This is a genomic window from bacterium, assembly GCA_030699905.1.
Lineage (GTDB): Bacteria > Patescibacteriota > Minisyncoccia > Phycocordibacterales.
In genome coordinates this window covers 31,177-47,460 of the sequence record JAUYKQ010000018.1, presented here as the reverse complement: position 1 = coordinate 47,460, position 16,284 = coordinate 31,177, and the positions used below count along the sequence as shown (strand labels likewise).

The window sequence follows — 16,284 nt, the reverse complement described above, 5'->3', positions numbered from 1 at the left end:
ACTTCAATAATCCGCCGTCGCAAAATATTTCCCCGCAAGGATTTGAGCAAACTCCGCCTCCAAGCGTTGGCAAAGGTCTAATTTGGGCACTTTCAATCGTTATCGTTATCTTGCTCGCCACCATCTTTTATCTTGCTTACGCTCAATATTTCAAATCCGCGTTAGTAGAAGAAGAAAGCGAGAGTCAAAAAAAGACGGAAAGTGAAGAGCAATTCGCTGTGCCTTCGGACTGGAAAACCTACAGTAATGAAAGGTACGGGTTTGAGTTTGAGTATCCTGTAAGTCATACATTAGCCGATTACAACGTACCCAGAACGATAGGGGTATTAGCAGAATCAAACTACATTGCATTAACAAATTCAAACAAGAATGTTAGTGACCCCGAACCAATCTCATTTATTGTCGTTGAAGGCATTTCCCAATCGCTTAAAGAGTTTGCAGAATATGCCTACGAGCACACTAAAACCGAAGGAAACCCGCCGGCGCTACTCGGTCCTCTTGAAAGTACAGCTATCGCGGGTGGAAAAGGATATATTTTTACTTGCAACGGCATGTGTTCTGTCGCCCCACACTATGGATTTTTTAGGTCGGATACGCCAAAGAAAATCTTGTTTTTAAGAAAACAAGACGATGTAATATTTGCGGTTTATATGAGCGAAGATGAACTGTATAAGCAAATCCTCTCAACTTTCAAATTTACGGAGTAATATGGTAAAATAAGAAAGTGAAATTCAGGTTTACCGAACATGCGAAATACCGGCTGTTTGTTGAGCGTAAGATTTCTGCCGAAGCTATTAAAGCTGTAATACAAAATCCAGATAGTCGTAAATCCTTGCCTGGCGGTTTGGTAAAGTGTGTTAAGAACATAAGTAAGAGCGAACTCGTGGTGGTTTTCAGCAAAGACAAAAATGTTTATGTTATCATCACGGCGTATTTTAAAGATTAAATATGAACATCACTTACGACAAAAAAGCAGACGCAATGTATATCTATTTAAACAAAGGCAAAAAAGTTGCCCGAACCGTTGAGCTGTCCGACTTTTTAGTCGCCGACCTTGATAAACAAGGCAAAATAATAGGCATTGAAATTTTGTGTGCTTCAAAGCAATTAGGAAAAGATAAGGAAAGCAAGACAAAACCTTCTTTGTTGTTTAATTTGGATATCCCCATACCGATAACAGTTTAAATCAGACGATCTATGCCCCCGGAACAAAATCAAAACTTCAATAATCCGCCGTCGCAAAATATTTCCCCGCAAGGACTTGCGCAAACTCCGCCTCCAAGCAACGGCAAAGGACTCATTTGGGCACTTTCAATCGTTATCGTCTTCCTTCTTTCCACCCTTAGTTATATTTTCCTGGCTGGAAACGGTAAAACCGAAAACGAAGTCCAAGCTGAAAAATTTTATGATGGACAAAACTTGGTTTATCTGCCCCAAAATTTTGAATTTACTCCCGCTTCTGGATGGCAAGAGTTGGATGGTGAAAATCTGGAATTACCGAAAGATATGGAGCAAGCGCTTTTTGCGTTTGAAAATTCGGCAAATTCGTGTGTTATGGCCTATGTACGGTCGTCGCAATCCTTATTTGGCGGGTCAACGTACAGACAAACCTCTTTTGCCGACCGGGTTATGACGACAGAAGGACGCCAATTTGACTCTTCGTGGTATCTGCACACAGGGTCTTTGCCGGATAATTTTGAGTTTCAGTGGGAAGGAAAGCAGACATTCCCCGGGGAAGTTCGTATAGTGCATCATGGGGGCAGTTTTTCTTCCGGAGAAGAAAATTCGGTAACAGCTTTTATCTTATACGATAAAAACGGGAACCCCGTACCGGATACTTGCAGTGACGATTTTTCCCAAATGATATCCACGATCAGGGAACGGTACGAGACGAAAAAAATTACAGATAAATCTTCAGGAGTTGTTTATTTTGACACAAGAGAGAAGGATAGATTATTCTCCGGAACATATATTACCAGTGTGATTTTCAGGCCGGATGGAAGCAACATAGATTATCTGGCTGCAGAGCTTCCCAAGATGAGCTACGGGCCTGCACCTATTGTGTATGACGGCATTATCTATCATGCCGAGAATGGCCGACTGAAGACATTGAATATTATCACGCAAGAAACCGCTGATTTGGACAATCTTGGACTGTCAGGCAATGCAGTAGTTGTTGAGTTTTTCTTTACTGAAAATTATATGCTGTATTTGGCGGGCCCTGACTGCAATGAATATCTGGCAAAGTGTCATCTTGATCTTTATGCCTACGACATGAGGAGTGGTGATAGAAAATTACTAGCGAGCGGCGTGTCTTCACGTCAAATAATCGGATATTCAGAAGAAGATAATTTGCTTTTAATGGAGTGGGGTGAGGGGGATGGCGGATGTTTTTGGGGCACAACTGAAATGTACGACTTTTCAAAACAGGAACTTTTGCGCGGAGAAGATTACGGAAGTTGTGGCGATGAGGCGGATTACGAAACGGAAGCACAGAAAGCGAATGACTTCAGAAGCCGATTCAGTGACAAGATTTTTGTAAATGATTACATACTTCTTAAAGACGGCGAGATAATACCGACAAAAGAAGATGGACACAATTCCAGAGGACTGAATATGAGATTCATATCCGATAGCTTTTCTGATCCTATTTTTGAAAACTCAAAAGATGGTAAGGTCGGTAGTGATCGGGAAACCTATCGCAGTGCTGAAGATCCTTACACGTTTAAGGAAATAAAAGATAACTCAAATGTCGGTACACAGAAGTTCGGAGACACCTATGTGGATATTTACAAAGACGGTGATTTCATCAAGCGTGTACTTGCCGTCAAGGATGCGTCAGGCGGTGCAAAGAGTTTTAAAATTTCACCGGACGGCAGGCATGTCGCCTTTGTTACCTCGGTTGCCGGAGGCACGTGCGTTTACGTAGAGTACCCGTTGGCAATAGATTTGAAAAATTTCGCGGTTCGGGAATTCAATAAGATTCTGGATTCAAGAGCAAATACTCTGGAGAGTATCAGATGGATTTCAAACAGTGAAGTGGAGGTTGTCAGACAATACGGTATGAAATTCAGGGATGGATGGGACTGCGGAGGGGAAGGTGAGCAAGAAAAGGTGTTGCATTCTATCCTCTAACCCTACATTGCCTATCTTCCCAAAATCTTGGTACAATCTATGTATGAACGAAGATGGTAAAAACCACGGACAGAATTCACTGGAATTATATGCGAAGGTAGTATAATTAGTGAAGGCGTTAAAATACTTCAAACATAAATCCAAAGCGCTATGACCACAAAACAGTTAGTTAAGCGGTTGCGAGAATTGGCTGGAAGTACGGTGGGATGGTCAGAGCCGGACTATGAAGGAGAAAGTCCTGAAAGCGCGCATGTTAAAGCCGACAGGACACTCCTTGAATACATTGGAGATAAAGAAGTTACGAAAGCATTTGATAATATTGATAAATGGTATGCGTAAATGAGTAATAGATTCTTACGTTATCGAATGGCAAATTAGAAACTAACTTTAAGAACTGTGGAAAACCAAGGACAAGATACCAACCGAGAACCTACTACCGACTACCAACAACCCACCGTCGGCAAAGGTGAGCAAACACCAAATCCCGAACCGGCCAAAAGCAAAGGGTTGATTTGGGTTCTCGTTGCCGTTATCGTAATTCTACTCGGCGCGGTCGGGTATTTGTTGCTAACCAAAGACCAACAGCAAACAATTGACAACGGAAATCAAGAAGCGTTAGCGGGAGACGAAGCAGAAGAATCGCCGCAATTTGAAGTGCCGGAGGGATGGCAAATCTACAATGACCCGGCAGCGGATTTTTCTTTTTATTTTCCCGCAGAATGGAGGATTGTGATTATGAGCGATGGAGCCGTGAGACTGGTTAGTTGGGATGAGAATTCAGTTTCCGAGACGGATGATCTTGGAAAAAACAAAGCCGTGTTAGATTTCATTCCTCTCAATGAAAATGTCCGAAATATACCAGATGCGGAACAATTTGAGAGATCTCTTAAAGAAGGATACGGTTCTAATGTGCATAGTAAACTTATTTCCGTTAGAGATTTTAATATTGACGGCAATTTGGCGCGAGAATTTGTTTTTGAACAAGTGAGTAAATCAACCGCGGTTTATGTCAAAAAAGGCGACCGCATTTTTCTGCTATCTTTGAGTGTAGGTATCTCTTCCGATCAATCAGTGGTAAATTCATATAAGCTTGAATTTGACCAAATCATCTCAACTTTTAAATTTAAAGGCCTTATAAATACATCCCGATGGAAAACCTACCGCAATGAAGAGTATGGTTTCTCGTTTCAGTATCCGGAAAACGCGGTATTTACTGAAAGCACTAATTCTTACGGGACGCAGATTATCAGTTTTGAAGTACCGTTTGTTCAAAAGTATGGAAAGTTTAATTATAAAAACTTTTCTGTGCAAATATACCCAAGCTCTTGTCCCAACGTGCGTACACTGTCTGAAGAGAAAATCACTATAAATGGTACTTCTTATAATTTCGAAAATCCCCCTTACGGAGCAACGAGCGGAATGAGCTCAATCAATAGATTTAAGCAATATTTATTGGACAGGAATGACAAATGCTTTGTCTTTGAAGAGAGAATTGCGGGAACGGGTACAAACGAAACTCCTCCTGGTACTTCACAGCCAGATAATTTTGACGCATATTTTGACTCGGAGATGAAAATCTTGGACGAAATTATGCAAACAGTAAAGTTTTGATTGTTTGCGAACCAAAATCATCTCCACTTTTACGAAACAGCCGAATCAAAAATCAAAAATGGACTCAAACTATTCGCCTATTCGTACGAATTAGACCATTGGCGTCGTCTGTCGAATGCTCGTTGTTGAATTTATGAAATAGTTGGCAGGAGTCCCTTTTTTTGTAGTCCTTTTCGGAGTATAGAAACTTTTCTGTTTTAATATCAAAGTATCAAAAGAAAAGCCGCCATCTTGTGAGGAGGCGACTTTGATGAGACGTCAGGTGGGCCGTGCGGAGGCAGTGTCACTTTTTCTTTGTCCGATGTCGGTGTGCCGTCTCGGCAGAGGCATGGTCGATACCGGCTTCAAAGACGCCACAGAGTGTTTCGGAAAGGCCGGTTTGCTCTGTTTTGTCTTCTACTTCAGCCAAAAGCTCAAGCACCTTGCAGAAGACCGGGTGAGTGATGCTGTCAACATCAACCACTCGGATGACTATTACATCCATATTACTTTTCTGCTTTACTCTCCTGATGGCATCTTTGCCACCGATGAAACACGCTATTGCGTCCTCTCCTTCTTCTGTAAAAAACACGATTTTCTTCATTTCTGAATTTAGTTGAGGTTAAACCGAAGTCCTGAAATAACCTATAACAAAAAGAGAGGGAAGTCAACAAAAGTTGACAAATAGCGTAATATGTGTATAATAATATCCAGTGTACTAAAAGAGCTTGGTGGCTCTTTTTGTTTGACAAAAGGCGGGGAAAACCTGCGCCCAATGGCGCAAAACGGATAGTAAAATATGAAAAAAATCTTGGTCGTACTGGCTGTTGTCGCCATCGTTTTGGTGGCAATGCAAAACTTGCAACGCGGAGGAAAACCCGGGCCTGAAAAATGGTCTGCGGAAGAAACGGCGAAAACGGTCAGTAACCATACTACATCAAAAAAGGACGAAGTGAAGCGAGAGTCCTACGTGGCCTCCGGCGGTTTCCAGATGGCGGTTGAATAAGAAAGAAAGGAAAAAAGAATGAAAAAAATTATCGGTTTGTTGGTTTCGATTTGTATCATCTTAACGCCAATCTTGGCGCAGTCGTCCGGCGGTGGAGGCGTAGGTGGCACGAGTCTGCCAGTTCCTTCAGAACTTTTTCCGACATCCACGGGGTACGACCTATCCCTTCCCATGATCCAAAGCGAGGGCCTCCTCAAGGCCTACGCCAAGGATGTTGTGAAAAGCGGGGAGATCAACATAAGTCATGCCGGCATTGTGCCGTACGGGCATGCATCCGTTCATGCGAATATCCAAACTGGCGGCGCCGATGCCGTGGTTCAGAAGTTACGGCAAACGCCGTTTCTGTTTGAACTCGGAACGCTCAAGGGAAAAGCGGAAGTCCATGCGTACCTCTGGGACGAGATGGGAGAAATTCTTTTCTCCCACAACCATACTTCCAACCTGGAGGTGAAAAAGGGCGGAGGAGTATGGTTTCCCGATGGGCAAAACCACATTGCCTTCAAGCTGGCAAGCGAGGTGCCCATCAAAATCGCAGGGTTAAGTTATGCCCGGATTGTAATCCGTAGGGAGGACGGTTCAACCCAGGAAGTATACCCTCGTATCTATGCGGGGCGGCTCTATTTCCCCTCGTGGCTTGCCGGTTTGCAAGGGGAGATTTACCTCCAAACGCAACTCGAAAATGAAAGGCGCGAACACGTCCTCGGCCTTCAAAACGGGGCACCGAAAGGCGTCGCCGGCTTCACCCACGGGTATATGGGGATTGGGATTGAAGGGGAGTACGACTTCGGGATAAACCCTTCCGGTGTCGGCCTATGGGGAGTAGACATTCGCTCGGCGATTGTATACTTTGAAATACGGGGAGGGCCTATGGAAGTCCTCTTTGGTGGCGCCGACCATAGCGGCGAAGCTCCGTTCGCTTTCGTCCTCCGTACATTCAGCGAGGAGGAAAATCGCTGGTCGGTTCCGTTTGTCCAGAGTTTGAAAACGGAAAAATGGATACTCGGAGAAGGGAAGTACCAGGTGGTCTACATCCTTCCTCCCATCCTACCGCAACCGCCCACCCAAGGCGGAGGTGGAAGAGGATAATCCCCCCGCCTTAAGTTCTTCACCCGCGCAATTCGTTTCGACGAATTGCGCGGTTTTTATTTGCTTTTTTTCTTATTTGTGCTATTCTTTTTATTGTCTTAATTAACTTTCAACTTTACACTTTTAACTTTTGACTTACATATGTCCCAAGACCGACTTATAAAACTGGCTTGTTCCAAATGCAAACGCATTAATTACTGGTCAAGCAAAAATAAGAAAAAAGTGGAGCGAAAAATAGAGCTTAAAAAGTGGTGCAAGTGGTGCAGGAAGCAGGTGGCGCATAAAGAGACGAAGAAGTAAAAACCGCCCTAATATGAAGGGCTGTTTTTCATTCTGAGAGATACCCCGAAGCTCTGCTTCGGGGTGACGAGGAATAGTGGGAAGGGGGTCGGGGAAACGGGAGTTTCCCCGTGGCGGAGAGCAACGAGCGAAGCGAGTGCCCCGAACGGAAGAGTTCTCAAAAAATTTTTCGCCTAATATCCCCGCGAGCATAACTCGCGGGGATAGGACGAAAAAATTTTATTGCGGGCCCATCCCGACTCGAACGGGAAACTTCGCTTTTGGAGAGCGACGTTTTACCATTGAAACTATGGACCCAAACCAAAGTGGCTGTATTATATCATATTTAAATCACATAAATCCAATGAGATTTATTCGCTTATTCGTACGAATAAGCGAATAAGGAGGGAATTCATCCGGCGCTGGCGAGCGAAACAAGCGGCTTGCGGATTTCTTAAACATCTGTGGTAGGGTTTTCAAACATGCTCTAATCATTGCTAAGGAAATCAGAGACCACGGCAATCACGTTTTTTACTTCGGACGGTTCAAACCATTTTATTCGGCCGTCCCGCCTAAACCATGTTCTTTGCCGTTTCGCGTATTGCCAGATTTTTTGCTCCAAAACAGCTATAAATTCTTCGCGAGAAATCTCTTCGCGAAGCAATTTTGCCAAGTACCGGTATTCAAGGCCAAGTTCGTTCATTCTTTTCCATGTGAGGCCCTTTTTGCGCAGTCCTTCCGCTTCCGCTATCATGCCTTTTTTGATTCTTTTGCTAATTCGGGCGCTTATATTCTTGCGCAGAGTATCATCCGGCAGGTCGAGTCCTATAATAAGTGGGTTGAATTTTGTTTCCGGCTTCGCGAGAAGTGGTACTTTTCCAAGCGCTTTTATTATCTCTATGGCGCGGATAAGCCGTCTTTTGTTTTTCACGTCAATAAGTCCGGCTCGCTTTGGGTCAAAGTCGCGTAAAATTTTAAAAAGCTCCTGTGAAGTTTTTTTCTCCAGCTCGTTTCGCAAAGTTTTATCCGGAAGCACTTCGGGCAAAAGTAAATTATCTACAAGCGCCTGTATATAAAAACCCGTGCCTCCGCAAACCAACGGAAGTTTTCCGCGCTCCGCGATGTCGGCAATTTTTTGCTCGGCCAAAATTTTAAATTCCGCGACGGAAAACTGTCTGGAGGGTTTAACTTCGCTCAAAAGGTGGTGGGGAATACCGCGCATTTCTTCTTTTGTAATTTTTCCGGTTCCTATGTCCAGTCCTTCGTATATTTGACGAGAGTCCGCGGAAATCACTTCCCCTTTGAACTTTAAAGCGAGTTCAACCGTCAAGTCGCTTTTTCCCACTGCGGTCGGCCCTACTATCACTAAAATTTTCATTTGATGATACACTCTGTTTTTGAATTGGTATGGTGTGGGACAGATAAGGGTACCTACCCCTTTCCCCATTTCTCGTTTCGCGTTTTGTGCCGGAGGGGAGACCGCGAGTACGCTTATCGGTCATTACATGACCAGTACGGGTTTCCGATGATTTTGAAATCAGAATTTCCAAATCATAACGGAGAACCCCTTCAATTCTCCCACGCCGCAAAGCAGTTTGCGGCTCTCCGGCCACTTGCTTTGATCGTGTGCCGGAGGGGAGAATCGAACTCCCATGGGTTACCCCGCACGATTTTGAGTCGTGTGCGTCTACCAATTCCGCCACCCCGGCAATTATACAGATTCTACTCTAAAGGACATCCTAAATCAAACTGCTGTACTGCACCGAAAAAAAGCGGGTATTTACGAAAAAGCGGATATTTTACCGGATTACCTTGACGGAACGCCCTCTCGCTTGCCTGCCGTACTTCTGTCCGCACGCAGGCAGGCGCTCCGCGAGGGTAAGGTTTTTTTGGCCAGTACTAACTTTTGTTGGCACTGGCCCCTTGCCACAAGGTCTGCTACTTCGTGGTCAAGGTGTTTCGGGTTTACGAATAAAAAACGGCTCGCGCTTGCGCGAGCCGAATAAATTAAACCTTGAATTTTCTAATATCCTCCTGTGATAACAGGTTCTCAAGAGGGCGAACTACCCCCAAAGAGCAGATGTTATAGAGTAGATTTCCCTAAGTATGAAGCGAAAGTCCACTCACCCCTCAAAGAAGCAGGTGCTATAGAGTCGGTTTTACCTCCTCCACGACTCCCGGTCCACCCACCCCTCAAAAGAGCAGGCACTATAGAGTTTGTGTGCCCGCGATGTGCGCGCACGTCCCCCCCCCACCCCTCAAAGAAGCAGGTGCTATAGAGTCGTGGATTTGTGTCCACCCACCCCTCAAAGAGCAGATGCTATAGAGGGACGACTACGCCAGCAAGCAAACTTGTCCTCCCACCCCTAAAAAAAGCAGATGCTATAGAGCTTATTATTCCTTTTGGCGCGTCTAAGTCCACCCACCACTCAAAAGAGCAGGCGCTATAGAGTCCGACTCTGGCTCTACTTAGCCGTTTTTGTTCTAAGTCAAATATTGAGGTCCCGCGCCACGCGCGGGGTTACCGGTGGTTTAGCCGGGAAAAGAGGCGCGCGAAGTCCTCTGTTCTCGGTTTCCGCCCTGGACAAAGGCGGGTTTCAAGGTTTTCTGATAAGATTTAACCATAGATTGATAATAAAGTAAATTGACAAAAAACACTATCTGCAGTAGAAAGACATTCAGTTATGAACATTGTAAAAAAGCAGAAAACTCTGCCCAAAGGCGATAAATCGCTTGCGGAACATACCCGAGCTCTAACGAAAAGTATCGGAACAAACGCGGCCGAGCTTCAACGAAGCTCTGGCCAGAATAAAAAAGCTCGTTTCAAACTTGAGCGGGCAATCAACAGACGAGCTGAAGTGCTGGAGGTCATACGAGAGCAGAATCCAACCTTAGCTGAAACCCTAATCAAAGAAATCAAGAAAGGAGGTACGAATTGAAATTCAAACCCAAACCCCACGAGCCGCAGGACATCACCGCGACATTCAGGGTGAAACTTCAAACTGACGAAGGGGGCAAATTTGCCGAGTTCACGCGAAGCATCTTAACGGAGACTGTTACTTCCGCTGGCGTAGGGGTACAAAGCCTTCTTGCGACATTGCAAAACGCGCTCGATGTTAAGCGGGACGAAATCGGCGTAATAACCGCCGACCTTGTTCTTCCCATTCCGAAAGGAAAGAAGAGCGACAAGCTCAAGGCGGCGCGAAAGCTCCTATCAAAAGAGCCGAAAGAGCCAAAACGGCCGAAAAGCGAAACCGTCTCCGCGATGAACCGGTGGAAAGCAAGACCGCGGTACACCAATGCGTACCATCTTGTCGCCATTCATCTTGCCTCCGCCATCGTAGGCGAGGACGAAGGCACATCGTTCCGTTTCCGCCTTTTGGAGCGTTATAGCTTCAAGGTGGAGAGAAAGAAAGGAAAAGAAACGGTAACGGAGGACTCCCATGCGTATGAAAGTTTGCAGGCCGAAACGGTCGCCATGATCTTTCAATGCTGGATGGATTCCGACATGCCTTTTGTTTCCGCGTCATTCAGAAATGGCGTACGCCAAAAATGCGCCGAAAGCCTAAACTCGCACATCGCGCTTCTTTGCGACGACCCGGACACCGGATTCCCGTCTCTTTCAGAACGGGACCCTGACACCAGAGAGACGCAGTGGCTTGCCGCTCTGGAGCGAATAGTAAATCGAACGGAAAGCTTTCCGTACAAGACCGCTCGCGAGCTGTATCCGGGTGAATACGCGGAAGACGACAAGCACGGCGACAGACCCATCAATGTGGACCCCGACTGGCGCAAGCTCGTCCAGTCGCCGGAGCCGGGCAGGTTGCCGGCAACTACGAACGCATCAACGGCTATCGGCATATTCAGGCGGACAGTGGAGGAGAGATATAATGTAAACGGAAAGACAGTAATAAAGACGCGCACGCGCTACTACGGCTGTCTTCCCGTCTTTGAGAAAATCTCTCCCGACTCACCGCTCGGACGGCTGGCAGATGACACTCGCTGTTTCTGGTGGCAGAAACATCGCAAGGAGTTTGAGCCCCTCCGTGTTACAAGCGGAAATTTGCCCGATGGCAACACCGCCATCGTGGTGCCTCTTGTTCCTTCACAGCAGAAATCCTCTGAACGGCGCTTTAAGCACTTCCTTGAGAGTAGCGTGTGGGACCTCTGTATCGGCTCTATCGTGGAGAAACCGGCAGAATACCGTCTACGCCGAAGCTGGAGGAAAAATGTTTGGCGCAAGGGGGAAAACGATGAAAAAGGAAAGAGGGTTGACAGGCCGGTCAAGGCCTCAAGAACCGAGTGGTGGCTTCATCTCGCTTTGCGGCGAGAAGTTAAGCCGGAACTTCGTCCAAATGTTTTGGGAGTGCATTTCGGAATTGACGCAATACACTGGTGTCTTATGTCCCGAGAAGGCGAGGTCTTTGAACGGGGGGGGATAGAGGGCAACCCGATTCTTGGCACCGGTCTCGCCCGCAAGGGTGAGTTGGAGGAAATCCAAAAGCGGCACGGGTCAGTCAAAGACCGTGTGTTTGGAGACGAACTCATGACAGCCACCTACGAGGTCGCTCGGAGCATTCTCATGATTGCATGGGAAAAGGATGCCAATCTCGCGCTTGAAAATATAAACTGGGTGGACAAGAGCGGTAAAGACGGAGAAGCGAACATACGCTTCTCAATGTGGAATTATAGCCGTCTTCCGAGCGTTACAAAGTGGCTCGGTCTTCGGCAGTTTGAATCGGCTATTCCGACGGTAGCAGAGCTGTACGACTTCTTTCTTCAGTTCACTTGTCCCGCTTGTCGCGCCTGCAGGCAAAAAGGGCAAAAGGAAGAGAACGCTGATACATGGCGCAAAGGAGAGATCCTTAATTGCCGCAAGTGTGGCTTTGAGGGTATTGTACCTTCGAAGTTTCAGGCAGAACTTGTCGCTGAAGCAGGCGTCAGGCGAGCCAACGATCTGGCGGAGAAAGACCGCGTCGCCAATAAATAGGCGCGATTATATAAAACGAATACACAGGCCCGGGAGCATTGCTCCTCGGGTCTTTTTTTTATGTTTGTCATTTTTCGCGTACGGGCAAATTGATGGGGTTTACGAATAAAAAAACGGCTCGCGAGAAGCGCGAGCCGAATAAATCAAACCTTGAATTTTGAACTATAGTCAACCCATCAAAAGAGCAGGTGCTATAGAGAAATGTGATCCGTGAAGTTCGTATACGTCCATCCACCCCTCATCAGAACAGGTACTCTAGAGGACGGCCATAACGAGACCTTGATCACGTCCACCCACCCCCCAAAAGAGTAGATGCTATAGAGCTTCCTAATGCGACGACTACGACTGGAGTCCACCCACCCCTCAAAGAAGCATGTGCTATAGAGCGGGCTGAAACTCCTTGAAGTCATACGTCCACCCACCACTCAAAGAGCAGATGCTATAGAGACCCAAGCCATCAGCGAAGTCCACCCACACCCCAAAGAAGTAGATGCTATAGAGCCAACGAGTCGGATGGCCGTATCTTGGTCCACCCACCACTCAAAAGAATAGGTGCTATAGAGGGCGGGCAAAGGTCGTGCGATTATAAGTCCACCCACCACTCAAAGAGAGTGCGCTCTAGAGTCCGACTCTGGCTCTATTTAGCCGTTTTTCGCCCTAAGCAAAATGATGAGGTCCCGCGCCACGCGCGGGGTTACCGGTGGTTTAGCCGGGAAAAGAGGCGCGCGAAGTCCTCTGTTCTCGGCCTCCGCCCTGGACAAAGGCGGGTTTCAAGGTTTTCTAACGGTAGAATATGACAAGCAGGTCTAAATGTCAAATTTTGGAAATCGTGGCCACCACCTTTTTCGGACGATTTTTGTGGTGTATTGTGGACAACAAAACGTGGACAACGAATCGCAAAATCGCCTCCCTAAATCTCCTCTGAAATTAGACCTCACTTCTCAATACTTAAAGCTAAGCTTGTGTATTATTAGAAGAACTTGCTCGTTATGTAAGAGCTGTGATAAAATTTGACTATAATTGCATTCCATAACTCTATGTCTTCTCAATTTTTCAACAATTCAATTTTTTGGATAGAAACAGATAAGATAAAACCTAATCCTTTTCAGCCGAGACGGGAATTTGACGAGGCGCGCCTAAATGATTTGGCCGAATCCATAAAGATGTACGGAATTTTGCAGCCGCTTGTGGTAACACGAAAAGAATTTCAAACGCCGGAAGGTGGAATGGCCGTAGAGTATGAGCTTATATCCGGAGAACGTCGTCTTCGGGCTTCAAAAATCGCCGGTCTTTTTCAGGTTCCGGTTCTTATAAGAGCGAGCGAAGACAGCGACAGAGAAAAGCTGGAATTGGCCATAATAGAGAACCTTCAGCGTGAGGACTTAAATGTGGTGGAAAGGGCCAGGGCGTTTGAAAAACTGGTGGAAGATTTCGGGTTGAAGCATCACGAAATAGCCATGAAAATCGGCAGAAGCCGCGAGTACGTAACAAACAGTTTGCGGGTTCTTTTGTTACCCGGGGAAATGCTTAACGCTCTTTCCGAGGGTAAAATAAACGAAGGACATACGAGGCCAATACTCATGCTTGTTGACAGACCGGAAGAACAACAGACCCTTTTTAAAGAAATAATATTAAAGAAAATGAATGTTCGGGACGCCGAGCAAATAGCCCGTTCAATAGCGGTGGAAAGAGCCAGGCGAATTCCAAGATCGCCTGAACAGGCAGAGCTTGAAAATATGTTTTCGGAAATTTTGGGCACAAGAGTAATGATAGAAGCAAAACCGTTTGGCGGAGGGAAGATTCGCATTGATTTTTTCTCCAATGACGATTTGATGTCTATTCTTGATAAAATAAAAGCGGACAGAGAGATTTTGTCAGCATCTCAACTTCCTGATCAAATTCCTGATAGGCAAGAATTTTCCGGATCGGATGTGCCGGATACCTCTGCCCTACCGGTAGAGGTAGCAGAGGACACTTTTTCTTTGAGCGACGACCCCGCCTCACGGGATTTTCCGATAGACGACAGAAGTCCAAACCAAAAAAGAGAAGACGATGACACTGATTTGTATTCTTTAAAGAATTTTACCGTCTGATTTTCTCTCCTTTCCCTTTCTTTTTTCTTTTTCTCATCTCATGTTTTCGGGCTGATTTCTGTTTTTTGGATTGACTCTCTTCCTTTTTTTTCGGCGGATTTTCTTTACGAGGCACCCATATCTGCAGTTTCACTGCCGTTCTTATGTGTTTCTGGGCCAAACTGGTTTTACAAAATTCTATCCACTTGAGCGAAGGATGGGCGGATTCTTTGGTAACAACCTCCACAATTTCGCCGTTTTTGAGCTCTCTGTTTAACGGAACAATTTTGCCGTTGACTTTTGCTCCGGCCATGTGGTTGCCGATGTCTGAATGTATGGCGTAAGCAAAGTCCACAATACTTGCTCCTTGAGGAAGGTCCATAACGTCGCCTTTGGGTGTGAACACGAAGACCCTGTTTCCAAAAAATTCAACAGCCAAGGTCTCCATAAAGGCGGCCGGGTCTTTAGGGAACGACTCAACCGCCCTCAAGTTTTCAACCCAAAGCGGAATATCTTTGTCCTTTTCGTCCCTTATTGTAAAGGAAGGCAATATTTCCTTCACCCACGACACGCTGTTCTCCATCACTTCTTCTTTTGAAGCCATTTCTTCCTTGTATTCAAAATGCGAAGCTATGCCGTATTCGGCCTCTCTGTTCATGGCTTTTGTCCTTATCTGAACCTCAAGTATCGTGCCGTCTCCGGTGAAAATAGTGGTATGTATTCCCTGATAACCGTTACGTTTCGGAAAGGCAATGTAGTCCTTTATTCGGCCGGGAAGAGGCATCCAGTTCCCGTGGATGACTCCCAAGACGGCATAGCAATCGGCGACTGTCGGCACTATGATGCGCAAGGCGGAAATATCATAAATTTTTTCAATATCCCAGTCCTTTCTCTTTAATTTCAAGTAGAGATTGTACAGACCTTTTACGCGATAGCTTGTAAAAAATTCGGTAATACCCGCCTTGCCAAGTTCTTTTTTCACCGACTTTAACATCTTCTCAAGGTGGGAGGATGTTTCTTTTTTCAAACGTTTGCTCAAAAGTTCTTCGGTTCTTTTATGTTCCTCGGGATAGACATAGGGGAACGACAGGTCGGCCAGTCGGCGCGAAAGTTTTCGTATGCCCAGACGATACGCCAGAGCCGAATATATTTCCAAGGTTTCTTTGGCGATGCGTTCTCTTTTTTCCTCGCGAACATGCGCGAGCGTTTCCATGTTGTGCAGACGGTCGCAAAGTTTGATGATGAGAACCCTGAGGTCTTTGGAAACAGCTACGAAAAATTTACGCAATGATTCCACGTGTCGTTCGGCGCCGTGATATCTGACGTGGCCGAGTTTTGTGACACCTTCAACTAAGAAAAGAATTTCCTTGCCGAACTCTTTTTCCAGTGTTTCCCGGCTTATATTCGCGTCTTCCAGAGAGTCGTGCAGGAGTCCCGCGGAAATGGTTATGGGGCCCATGCGAAGTTCGGCCAAGTTTACGGCCGTAGCGAAAAGGTGATTGAAGTAGGGCTCTCCGGAGAAGCGCAGGTGGCTTTGATGCGCCTCTTTCGCAAAGTGATAGGCCTTGGAAATAAGAGCGATGTCCGAAGGAGTCGGCTTTTCTAATATTGAAATGAGTTTTTCAAGGGAAGAATCTGACATAAAAATGTTTAGACATTATGTTTAAGCGTAGCCGTAAGCTAAGAATAGCGAATGGGGAAGGAGTAGGCAAGATTAAAAGTGAAATATGATTTATGAATTATGAATAAGAAATATGAAGCAAAAGTTAAGGAAGTGGCAATTTTCAATTTTCGGAGTTTTTCTCTTGCGACAAAATTTGTGGAAAGAGAGTTGTGCGATGGCACGTTGACATCCTGGGGGCCACTATGTGATACTGGTATAAGGAGAGTATCTATGAAAAATACAAACAGTCAGCAAATGGGGCGAGAATGTGGGAGAAAACATTCTCGTCAATCAAGACACACCACGAGGCGGTCAAACCCTGACGGACACGGGCTCGTCCTCGGGGATTCAGAAATTGAATATAATTCACCTCCCTTAAAAAGGAAAGAAGATGAGGAGATGTACGACTTTATGATGAGTTTGTGAGCATCATATCATTCCCATCGCAAATGTCCGAACGTTG

General features: G+C 45.8%; 16 protein-coding genes and 2 tRNA genes. 13 read left to right on the top strand and 5 right to left on the bottom strand.

Annotated elements, in window-relative coordinates; translation table 11 throughout:
• From Q8P86_02240 to Q8P86_02215, 6 genes are all read left to right on the top strand, one after another.
• A partial coding sequence (locus tag Q8P86_02240; GenBank protein MDP3996490.1) for a hypothetical protein occupies window positions 1–707 on the top strand: 707 nt, incomplete at its 5' end.
• Between the two features lie 17 nt (window positions 708–724).
• Window positions 725–946: a DUF4258 domain-containing protein gene (locus tag Q8P86_02235; protein ID MDP3996489.1), complete on the top strand. Its 222-nt coding sequence runs from the start codon at window positions 725–727 to the stop codon at window positions 944–946.
• Between the two features lie 2 nt (window positions 947–948).
• Window positions 949–1,185, top strand: coding sequence for a DUF2283 domain-containing protein (locus Q8P86_02230; protein MDP3996488.1), 237 nt, complete (start codon window positions 949–951; stop codon window positions 1,183–1,185).
• Between the two features lie 12 nt (window positions 1,186–1,197).
• Complete coding sequence (locus tag Q8P86_02225) at window positions 1,198–3,135, top strand: hypothetical protein (GenBank protein MDP3996487.1); 1,938 nt, start codon at window positions 1,198–1,200, stop codon at window positions 3,133–3,135.
• Between the two features lie 150 nt (window positions 3,136–3,285).
• Complete coding sequence (locus Q8P86_02220) at window positions 3,286–3,474, top strand: hypothetical protein (protein MDP3996486.1); 189 nt, start codon at window positions 3,286–3,288, stop codon at window positions 3,472–3,474.
• A gap of 57 nt (window positions 3,475–3,531) precedes the next feature.
• Window positions 3,532–4,746 carry a PsbP-related protein gene (locus tag Q8P86_02215; protein ID MDP3996485.1) on the top strand — a complete coding sequence of 405 codons (1,215 nt, stop codon included), beginning with the start codon at window positions 3,532–3,534 and terminating at the stop codon, window positions 4,744–4,746.
• A 283-nt stretch (window positions 4,747–5,029) separates the two neighbouring features.
• Here the strand turns inward: Q8P86_02215 and Q8P86_02210 are convergent, their stop codons facing one another.
• Window positions 5,030–5,329 (bottom strand): hypothetical protein, encoded by a 300-nt coding sequence (locus Q8P86_02210; protein ID MDP3996484.1) that lies wholly within the window; start codon window positions 5,327–5,329, stop codon window positions 5,030–5,032.
• 195 nt (window positions 5,330–5,524) lie between these two features.
• Here Q8P86_02210 and Q8P86_02205 point away from each other — a divergent pair, with 195 nt between their 5' ends.
• From Q8P86_02205 to rpmG, 3 genes are all read left to right on the top strand, one after another.
• Window positions 5,525–5,731: a hypothetical protein gene (locus Q8P86_02205; GenBank protein MDP3996483.1), complete on the top strand. Its 207-nt coding sequence runs from the start codon at window positions 5,525–5,527 to the stop codon at window positions 5,729–5,731.
• An 18-nt stretch (window positions 5,732–5,749) separates the two neighbouring features.
• Window positions 5,750–6,817 carry a hypothetical protein gene (locus tag Q8P86_02200; protein MDP3996482.1) on the top strand — a complete coding sequence of 356 codons (1,068 nt, stop codon included), beginning with the start codon at window positions 5,750–5,752 and terminating at the stop codon, window positions 6,815–6,817.
• Between the two features lie 141 nt (window positions 6,818–6,958).
• Window positions 6,959–7,117 carry a 50S ribosomal protein L33 gene (gene rpmG / locus Q8P86_02195; protein ID MDP3996481.1) on the top strand — a complete coding sequence of 53 codons (159 nt, stop codon included), beginning with the start codon at window positions 6,959–6,961 and terminating at the stop codon, window positions 7,115–7,117.
• Window positions 7,118–7,342: 225 nt separating this feature from the next.
• On the opposite strand, the gene Q8P86_02190 is transcribed toward rpmG, so the two are convergent.
• From Q8P86_02190 to Q8P86_02180, 3 genes are all read right to left on the bottom strand, one after another.
• Window positions 7,343–7,414, bottom strand: a tRNA-Trp gene (locus Q8P86_02190).
• Window positions 7,415–7,583: 169 nt separating this feature from the next.
• Entirely contained in the window at window positions 7,584–8,474 is an 891-nt protein-coding gene (miaA, locus tag Q8P86_02185) for a tRNA (adenosine(37)-N6)-dimethylallyltransferase MiaA (GenBank protein ID MDP3996480.1), read from the bottom strand.
• Window positions 8,475–8,723: 249 nt separating this feature from the next.
• Window positions 8,724–8,805, bottom strand: a tRNA-Leu gene (locus Q8P86_02180).
• Window positions 8,806–9,780: 975 nt separating this feature from the next.
• Here Q8P86_02180 and Q8P86_02175 point away from each other — a divergent pair.
• From Q8P86_02175 to Q8P86_02165, 3 genes are all read left to right on the top strand, one after another.
• Window positions 9,781–10,035: a hypothetical protein gene (locus tag Q8P86_02175; GenBank protein ID MDP3996479.1), complete on the top strand. Its 255-nt coding sequence runs from the start codon at window positions 9,781–9,783 to the stop codon at window positions 10,033–10,035.
• Entirely contained in the window at window positions 10,032–12,086 is a 2,055-nt protein-coding gene (locus Q8P86_02170; GenBank protein MDP3996478.1) for a hypothetical protein, read from the top strand. The genes Q8P86_02175 and Q8P86_02170 overlap by 4 nt, the downstream gene beginning before the upstream one ends.
• A gap of 1,037 nt (window positions 12,087–13,123) precedes the next feature.
• The gene (locus Q8P86_02165; GenBank protein MDP3996477.1) at window positions 13,124–14,179 is read left to right on the top strand and encodes a ParB/RepB/Spo0J family partition protein; all 1,056 of its coding nucleotides are present in this window, start codon (window positions 13,124–13,126) and stop codon (window positions 14,177–14,179) included.
• Here Q8P86_02165 and Q8P86_02160 read toward each other — a convergent pair.
• A complete protein-coding gene (locus tag Q8P86_02160; protein MDP3996476.1) occupies window positions 14,169–15,800 on the bottom strand; it encodes an HD domain-containing protein in 1,632 nt (543 codons plus the stop codon). The two genes, Q8P86_02165 and Q8P86_02160, sit on opposite strands and share 11 nt — an antisense overlap.
• A gap of 252 nt (window positions 15,801–16,052) precedes the next feature.
• On the opposite strand from Q8P86_02160, the gene Q8P86_02155 reads away from it, so the two are divergent.
• Window positions 16,053–16,247: a hypothetical protein gene (locus Q8P86_02155; GenBank protein MDP3996475.1), complete on the top strand. Its 195-nt coding sequence runs from the start codon at window positions 16,053–16,055 to the stop codon at window positions 16,245–16,247.
• Window positions 16,248–16,284: the final 37 nt, after the last annotated feature.